Here is a 6,857-nt window from a genome sequence, read left to right as displayed (position 1 = left end):
AAGCTTGAAGAGCTCCGCCTAACGACCGCAGGCCGGCTCGCAAACTGTATCGCCTTATGCTGCGTGGTGGCCTGGCGTATCTCATGGATAACAATGCTCAGGCGTGAATTACCAGGGACGTCGCCTTCTACCGTTTTTACAGATGTGGAACGCCAAATACTCGAACAGTTCACACCCATACGCAAACTCAGCACTTCACCAGACCTGGATTTTTACATCCGGGCAGTCGCCAGACTGGGTGGTTACCTTGATCGCGCTTCCGATGCTCCGCCCGGAACAACTGTTATCTGGAGAGGAATGTCTCGCCTGGCAGATATCGTTACAGGTGCTCTCTCCTATCAAATTACAGAAGAAAAAATTTATGGGTAACTGCAAGTCGGCAGCATGCGTCCAAGCACTTTGTCTTTCAGGACAAACTGATGAAAAAGCGCCGCCGCGCCATGGCCTGTCGCAAGACCCATAATCAACCAGGCGTTCCAGTAATGTAGCGTCTGAAACCACGTCACGGTTTCCGCCGGGAACCGCGCGAACGGGGATGGAATCAGGAGGCCGAAAAAACTCATCGTCTGCCCGGCACCCCATCGCCAGAGATAGCCCAGCAAGATTTCCGCCAGAAGCAGCACATAGAGCGTGTACTCTGCTCCAAGGGCGAATACCCGGTCCACAGGCACGAGAAGGTCCGACAGATGCCGGCCTTTCGTCAGACGCCAGACAATGCGGAACACCATAATTGCGGTCAGCAGGATGCCGGCTGTCAGATGCGCGACCACCATCAGATGATGGACGGGTTTTGTTGGCCAGTTCCAGGTTTCGCCAAGAGCAAACTGAAGCAGCACCAGAAAGGCCGTCATCCAGTGAAGGATGATCGTCGGCCTGTCGTAACGCAGCAGGCTATCCGTGATGTCCGGCGTTGAATAAGGCATATACGTCTCGGCAAAAAAGAACCCTGAATCCACTTCCGTATCATGCTTACCTGACAGGATTCTGAACAGAACAGATTTTCCTAAACCATAAATAATATTGAAAATAACTCGCAATATCAGAATGAAATATCTGTTGTCGCGGCAAATGATGCATCTTAATCTTTATTTGTATTCACCAGAAGCAGCAGGTCATCTTATGTCGCGTCTCCATCCTTTGGCCGAACGTCATGCCGTCGAGAAACTGGGATGGCTGCGTGCGGCTGTTCTCGGCGCCAATGACGGAACGCTGTCGACCGGCAGCCTCATCGTCGGCGTTGCCAGTTCTCATGCGACACGCGGCAGCATTCTCGTCGCGGGACTGTCCGCGCTTGTCGCGGGCGCCCTGTCCATGGCGGCGGGCGAGTATGTCTCGGTCAGTTCCCAGGCCGATTCCGAACACGCCGACATCGCCCGCGAGAAACAGGAACTGGTCACGGACTGGGAGGGCGAAGTCACCGAACTGGCCGGGATTTATCAGAAGAGAGGGCTGGATAAAGACCTCTCGCGCAAGGTCGCCGTTGCCCTCATGAAGCATGATGCGCTCGGTGCCCATGCAAGGGATGAACTGGGTCTGTCCGAAGCCACGGCGGCACGACCCATACAGGCGGCATTCGCCTCGGCAACCGCCTTTTCATCCGGAGCCTTGCTGCCCGTGCTCGCGGCGGTTCTGACCCCCGTGGCGTGGGTATCCTGGGGCGTGTCCCTGACGTCCGTCGTGGTTCTCGCTGTTCTGGGCGTCGTTGGCGCGATTGCCGGCGGTGCGGCGCCTTTGCGTCCAGCACTGCGCGTGACGTTCTGGGGTGTTGTTGCGATGATCGTCACGGGCGGGATCGGCCGCCTGTTCGGTGTGTGACACCGCTCTCCAGGTTCTGACCGAGATACGTCCTGGGTAGCCTTGACTTCATCCAATACATCCATGATCGTCGATTTATGGATACAAAATCTGCCCTCGTGACCCTGACCGCCCTGTCGCAACCTACGCGGCTGGAGATCTTTCGTCTGCTGGTACGCCATGAGCCGGACGGGTTGCCTGCCGGAGACGTCGCGCGGCATCTCGATGTCCCACAGAACACGATCTCGGCTCACCTCGCCACCCTGACCCGTGCCGGCCTGCTGACCTCGCAACGCGATAGTCGGCTGATCGTCTATCGCGCCTGTCTTCCGCGCCTGCGTGACCTGCTGCTTTTCCTTGTCAGGGATTGCTGCGCGGGCAGTCCCGAACTCTGCGCGCCCCTGATCGCGACCCTGTCCTCCTGCTGTTCGTCCCCGGAATCCTGCTCATGACCATCACAATCTACCACAATCCGGCCTGCGGCACGTCGCGCAACGTACTGGCTCTGATCCGCAACAGCGGCGAGGAGCCCCGGATCATCGAATATCTGAAAGCACCGCCGAACCGGGCTGAACTAATCGAACTGATCACCCGTATGGGGGTTCCGGTACGCTCGGTCCTGCGGGAAAAGGGCACGCTCTTCCACGAACTCGGCCTTGATAATCCGACCCTGACGGACGATACGCTGATCGACGCCATGATCGCACACCCGATCCTGATGAACCGGCCGATCGTCGTCACCCCCCTCGGTGTTGCGCTCTGCCGTCCGTCCGAGGCGGCTCTGGAAATCCTGCCCAACCCGCAGCGGGGCGCTTTCGTCAAAGAGGACGGCGAGAAGATCGTCGATGAATCCGGAAAGCGGATCTCCTGATGCTGGCTCTTCTGCTTTTCGTTGTCACGCTGGTTTTTGTCATCTGGCAGCCTCGGGGGCTGGGCATCGGCTGGAGCGCAATGGCAGGTGCCGCCGTGGCCTTGGCGGCTGGCGTGATCCACTGGCATGACATTCCTGTCGTCTGGCACATCGTCTGGGACGCGACCTTCACCTTTATCGCGCTGATCGTCATCTCGCTGTTGCTGGATGAGGCAGGGTTCTTCCATTGGGCCGCCCTGCACGTCGTACGCTGGGGCAAAGGGCGAGGCCGGACGCTATTCCCGCTGATCGTGGTGCTGGGAGCGGCCATTGCAGCGGTTTTCGCCAATGACGGCGCGGCGCTGCTGCTGACGCCCATTGTCATCGCTATCCTGACGCAACTGCGCCTGAGCCATGGCGCGGCGCTGGCCTTTATTATCGCCACTGGGTTCGTCGCGGATACCACCAGCCTGCCGCTTGTCATTTCCAACCTGGTGAACATCGTCAGCGCCAATTTCTTTGGCATTGCGTTTGATCGCTATGCCGCGATCATGGTCCCCGTCGATCTGGTGGCGCTGGGCGCGACGCTGGCTGTGCTTTGGCTGTGGTACCGGCGGCAGGTGCCTGCGACCTATCCCGTCGCCGAACTGCCAGCACCCGCTGCGGCAATTCGTGACCACCATGTATTTCGGGCGGCATTTCCGCTGCTGGTCCTCGTTCTGGCGGCCTATTTCCTGACAGCGCCGTTTCATATCCCGGTCTGTGTTGTAGCCTGTCTGGCCGCCGGAACCCTGTTGCTCGTCGCCGGATATGGCCGGGTGATCCCTGTTCGCAAGGTGCTGATGGGCGCACCATGGCAGATCGTGATCTTCTCGCTGGGCATGTATCTGGTGGTGTATGGCCTGCGCAATGCCGGGCTGACCGACTACCTTGCGACCGCACTGGTCTGGCTTGGCCATCAGGGGCCGTTCATCGCCACCATCGGCGCCGGCTTTCTGGCGGCTGTTCTGTCGTCCATCATGAACAATATGCCGAGTGTGCTGGTCGGGGCACTGGCGATCCAGCAGGCGCACGACATCACGCCGCTGACACGCGACCTGATGGTCTATGCCAACATCATCGGCTGCGACCTCGGGCCGAAATTCACGCCGATCGGCAGTCTCGCGACACTGCTCTGGCTGCATGTGCTGGCGTCCAGGAACCATCGGGTCACGTGGGGGCAATATATGAAGGTGGGTCTGGTGATCACACCTCCCGTCCTGCTGGTCACACTCCTGGCGCTGGCCCTGTGGCTGCCTCTAATCAGCCAGCCGTAATGCATGAATGGACCGATATCACAATGACTGAACCTGACTTGCCGGCCCTTCACCCCGAATATCTTGAACAGGTCGATCTCGCGCGGCTGGAACCGCAACCGCGTGTGGACCATCCGCCGCGTATCCTTCTGCTCTATGGCTCTTTACGCCCCCGATCCTTCAGCCGGTTGCTGGTGCTTGAGGCAGAACGCATCCTGAAGGTGCTGGGGGCCGAGACACGGGTGTTCGACCCGACCGGCCTGCCGGTAGCGGATTCCGTGCCCGCAAGTCATTCGAAGGTGCGGGAACTGCGGGAACTCTCGATCTGGTCTGAAGGCCAGGTCTGGTGCAGCCCCGAACGGCACGGCAACATCACTGCCGTGTTCAAGAACCAGATCGACTGGTTGCCCCTGACCGAAGGCTCGATCCGCCCGACGCAGGGCCGCACGCTGGCGGTCATGCAGGTTTCGGGCGGATCGCAGAGCTTCAATTCCGTCAATGCCCTACGGGTGCTGGGCCGGTGGATGCGGATGTTCACCGTCCCCAATCAGTCCAGCGTGCCGATGGCCTATACCCAGTTCGGTGACGATGACCGGATGAAGCCATCCCCCCTCTATGACCGGATGGTAGATGTCATGGAGGAGCTGATGAAGTTCACATGGCTGCTGCGCGACCGGGCCGACTACCTCGTTGATCGCTACAGCGAACGCAAGGCGGAATTCCGTCTCCCGGAAAGTCTGTGAGCCGGGCAATGGCGGAACAGTTCGATGTTGTGATCGTGGGAGGCGGTCAGGCGGCCCTCGCCGCGTCGTATTTTCTACGACGGACCGGACTGCGTTACGTCATTCTTGATAACGGGACGCAGGCGGGTGGTGCATGGGTGCATGGCTGGGACTCCCTGCATCTGTTTTCACCCGCGTCCTACAGTTCGCTGCCCGGCTGGCCGATGCCAGACACGCCGGATGGCGGCTATCCGACCCGTGACGAGGTGTTGGACTATCTGCACCGCTACGAGGCGCGCTATGCGCCGCCGATCCGCCGTCCGGTCATGGTCGAGTGTGTGGAGCGCGCGAACGGAAAACTTCTGACTGTCAGAACCAGCGCGGGTGATTTTCTTGGCCGTGCGGTTATCGGGGCGACCGGTACGTGGTCAGCCCCCTTTGTTCCCGATGTCGCGGGGCGTGACCTCTTCGGCGGGACGCAGATCCATTCCGCGCACTATCAGATCCCCGCACCTTTTGCCGGTCGGCGCGTGCTCGTGGTCGGTGGCGGTAACTCCGGGGCGCAGATCCTGGCGGAAGTGTCACTGCTCGCGAACGCAACGTGGGTGACGCTGCATGCCCCGGTATTCCTGCCCGACGATGTGGACGGACGGGTTCTGTTCGAACGGGCGACCGCACGTGTTTTGGGCAACGCCGGCGCCATGCCGACAGGAGGCTTTGGCGATATCGTCATGGTGCCGCCCGTACGGGCCGCCCGGGAGCGCGGTGTCTTCCACGCGGTGCGCCCGTTCGTGCGCATGACGGCTACGGGCGTCGTCTGGCCCGGCGGACAGGAAGAAGCCATTGACGCGATCATCTGGTGTACAGGCTTCCGTCCCGCGCTCTCTGCATTTGCACCACTCGACGTGATCGAGCCGGACGGGCTGATCCACGTGAACGGGCAGCAGGCCATCAGGGAGCCACGCCTGTGGCTGCTGGGATATGGCTCCGGGTGCGGTCCCGCATCCGCAACCCTCCTGGGGGCGGGCCGTGTCGCGCGATCCATGATCCGGCAACTCACGGACTGGCTTGCGTCGCCGACACAGGATGTCCGCTTACCAAAACCTTGAGCGACTCTCTTTACGACCGACATGACGGCGACTGCCGCCTGTCTGCTCCTACATCACTGAGCAGACAGGCGGACTAGCGGGGGTAAACGGAACGTCGGCTTTGCCTAGAACGATCGGTAAAACCAGCCATTTAAGTGGATGGTCCTCGCGGAGGCTTTCATCCTATTCCTGTCCTTTCAAGACACTTTCCGGAATTCTCTATATTCTTACGAAGCGGTTAAAAGCCTACCGATCGATTCGGTATAGGTGTTCGAAACCCACTTGGTCTGCCAAACACCGCCAATTACCACCGTGATGCGATATGGTCGCCGATGGTCTCATGCACCATTCGGTAAAGGGGAGCCGTTTCCACGCTATTGCCCGACGCGCGCAAGCCTGAAGTGGCTTTGGCCTTAAACTGTTTATCGTTCCGAGGTTCTGACGATCCTTCAATCTCGTTCCAGGCCCTCTCCAGAGATTGACAACATTCCGATCAAGCGACTACCCGCTCGGTTCCTTTATTTAGAAAGACCATGATGACAGACGAGAAATTGGATGATTACGATGTCCGACTGGCGCAAGCTCTAGAGAAAGGACTGATTGATGCTTTCTCGAAAGTTCCCTCGCGCAAAGGTAGAGTCCGGACAGAGGCGACAATCACTGGCTTGCTCAATGGATACCGTGAAGCTAATCCGGGCGCCAATAACTTATACCAAAGGACGTAGCCACTGACTCGTGTGTGAAGTGACAAACGGCGCTGGCTCTGATTCTCTTGATGCGGGAGGATCTGGCTGATGACGAGGGCGGTGAAGCTACGGGATGACTATTCGGCCTCTGATCTGAGGCGACTTGCGGCGCGTAGCCGGCAGGCGAACGCTGCGCGCCGGCTTCTGGCCCTGGCAGCAATCCGTGACGGGGCGAGCCGGACGGATGCGGCCCGCGTGGGCGGCATGGACCGCCAGACGCTGCGGGACTGGGTCCACCGCTTCAATGCTGAAGGGCCGGATGGCCTGCGCGATTATCAGCATCCGGGACCAGCCTGCCGTTTGAACGGGGCACAGCAGGCCGAACTGAAGGCGCTGGTCGAGGCCGGGCCCGATCGGCAGCG

At 60.0% G+C, this 6,857-nt stretch carries 9 protein-coding genes; 8 read left to right on the top strand and 1 reads right to left on the bottom strand.

Features of this window, described 5'->3' with window-relative positions:
* Positions 1 to 369 (top strand): IS4 family transposase (locus tag GEU01_RS24945; protein WP_269719726.1); only part of this gene is annotated, 369 nt, incomplete at its 5' end.
* On the opposite strand, the gene GEU01_RS18700 is transcribed toward GEU01_RS24945, so the two are convergent.
* A complete protein-coding gene (locus GEU01_RS18700; RefSeq protein ID WP_042710956.1) occupies positions 360 to 923 on the bottom strand; it encodes a cytochrome b in 564 nt (187 codons plus the stop codon). The two genes, GEU01_RS24945 and GEU01_RS18700, sit on opposite strands and share 10 nt — an antisense overlap.
* A gap of 196 nt (positions 924 to 1,119) precedes the next feature.
* On the opposite strand from GEU01_RS18700, the gene GEU01_RS18695 reads away from it, so the two are divergent.
* The 7 genes from GEU01_RS18695 to GEU01_RS18665 all read left to right on the top strand — a co-directional run.
* Positions 1,120 to 1,815 carry a VIT1/CCC1 transporter family protein gene (locus tag GEU01_RS18695; protein WP_026018874.1) on the top strand — a complete coding sequence of 232 codons (696 nt, stop codon included), beginning with the start codon at positions 1,120 to 1,122 and terminating at the stop codon, positions 1,813 to 1,815.
* A gap of 77 nt (positions 1,816 to 1,892) precedes the next feature.
* Complete coding sequence (locus GEU01_RS18690) at positions 1,893 to 2,246, top strand: ArsR/SmtB family transcription factor (protein ID WP_019087284.1); 354 nt, start codon at positions 1,893 to 1,895, stop codon at positions 2,244 to 2,246.
* Entirely contained in the window at positions 2,243 to 2,665 is a 423-nt protein-coding gene (gene arsC / locus GEU01_RS18685; protein WP_019087283.1) for an arsenate reductase (glutaredoxin), read from the top strand. Before GEU01_RS18690 ends, arsC begins: the two co-directional genes overlap by 4 nt.
* Positions 2,665 to 3,960: an arsenic transporter gene (locus tag GEU01_RS18680; protein WP_019087282.1), complete on the top strand. Its 1,296-nt coding sequence runs from the start codon at positions 2,665 to 2,667 to the stop codon at positions 3,958 to 3,960. Before arsC ends, GEU01_RS18680 begins: the two co-directional genes overlap by 1 nt.
* A 23-nt stretch (positions 3,961 to 3,983) precedes the next feature.
* Entirely contained in the window at positions 3,984 to 4,682 is a 699-nt protein-coding gene (gene arsH / locus GEU01_RS18675; protein ID WP_025440028.1) for an arsenical resistance protein ArsH, read from the top strand.
* A gap of 8 nt (positions 4,683 to 4,690) precedes the next feature.
* Positions 4,691 to 5,770 (top strand): ArsO family NAD(P)H-dependent flavin-containing monooxygenase, encoded by a 1,080-nt coding sequence (locus GEU01_RS18670; protein WP_019087280.1) that lies wholly within the window; start codon positions 4,691 to 4,693, stop codon positions 5,768 to 5,770.
* A 773-nt stretch (positions 5,771 to 6,543) separates the two neighbouring features.
* The coding region (locus tag GEU01_RS18665) for a helix-turn-helix domain-containing protein (RefSeq protein ID WP_019087064.1) at positions 6,544 to 6,857 on the top strand (314 nt) is incomplete at its 3' end.

The organism is Komagataeibacter europaeus LMG 18890, from assembly GCF_000285295.1.
Lineage (GTDB): Bacteria > Pseudomonadota > Alphaproteobacteria > Acetobacterales > Acetobacteraceae > Komagataeibacter > Komagataeibacter europaeus.
This window is presented reverse-complemented; position numbering and strand designations above follow the sequence as displayed.